The 1025-nt window shown below is 49.5% G+C and carries 1 protein-coding gene and 1 pseudogene; one reads left to right on the forward strand and one right to left on the reverse strand.

Going from position 1 to position 1025, the window contains the following annotated elements; all coding sequences use genetic code 11:
* A pseudogene (locus R8O10_RS24035) lies at positions 1–341 on the forward strand (transporter); the annotation flags it as partial.
* Positions 342–526: 185 nt separating this feature from the next.
* On the opposite strand, the gene R8O10_RS24040 reads toward R8O10_RS24035, so the two are convergent.
* Positions 527–1025, reverse strand: a 499-nt coding sequence (locus R8O10_RS24040) for a bifunctional 4-hydroxy-2-oxoglutarate aldolase/2-dehydro-3-deoxy-phosphogluconate aldolase (protein WP_318191799.1), incomplete at its 5' end; no start/stop codon positions are given.

The following is a 1025-nucleotide window of genomic DNA, read 5'->3' on the forward strand; positions in this document are numbered from 1 at the left end:
CCGTTCATTTACTGGTGACGGGAGGCTTCTTCCTGTTTACGCGGGTCTTTTATGCCAAAGAGCCACCATCAATCCAGCAAAGTCGCACTGCACTTGCGATTCAACTAGCCACACCGATCAGCGACGAGGAGCAGTCCCCTATCAATCATAAGCAAGGACTTTATGTCGGCTCCATCACAGCGTTGGCGGGCATGTTACTGATTCTTGCCGGCGTCGTGTTAGCGGGCTCTTCTCAATCCATCTTTGTCGCAATTGGCTGCATCGTGTTGCTGTTTAGCTTGTTCCTACTACAACCTACCCAGCACTCTAAACGTGCTTGGCAGAAACAAAAAACTAAGTAAGTAAATGGGTAAGTAAACCGTGTTGGGCGCGTTGTTTTGTGTCGCGCCTAATGGAAAGTTGGATTTTTAACTCGCCAAAACTGCATATAAAAAAACGCCTACGGTGGAGCCGCGGGCGTTGGCAAATTGCTCAAAAGATCGTTCGACTATCTACGATAGTTCTCGGTGCTAACCGGGGTGAGGAATTATTCGATAATTCCCGCAACTTCACGAACCAGCTTCGCCAGTTCATCCCATTGCTCGTTGTCAATCAAATCGCCGGGTACCATCCAAGTACCACCACGCGCTAAGACTGAAGAAATAGACAAGTAATCTTTAACATTGCTTGGGCTCACGCCACCGGTTGGCATGAATTTTACAGGATAAACCGCAGATAATGCTTTTAGCATCGCGACGCCGCCTGACGGTTCTGCTGGGAAAAACTTCAGCGTACGCAGACCCATTTCCATTGCTTGTTCAACCAAGCTTGGGTTGTTGACACCAGGGACGATGGTCACGTTGCGCTGTTGGCAGTATTTCACTGTAGTTGGGTTGAAACCTGGGCTCACAATAAAGTCCACGCCCGCATCAATCGCTTCATCCACTTGCGCGCTTGTCAGCACAGTTCCCGCGCCAATCAACATCTCTGGGTACGCTTCGCGCATGTTTTTGATCGCTAAAGCGGCATCCTCAGTACGGAACGTT

It is taken from the genome of Vibrio sp. 1727, from assembly GCF_033344415.1.
Lineage (GTDB): Bacteria > Pseudomonadota > Gammaproteobacteria > Enterobacterales > Vibrionaceae > Vibrio > Vibrio alginolyticus.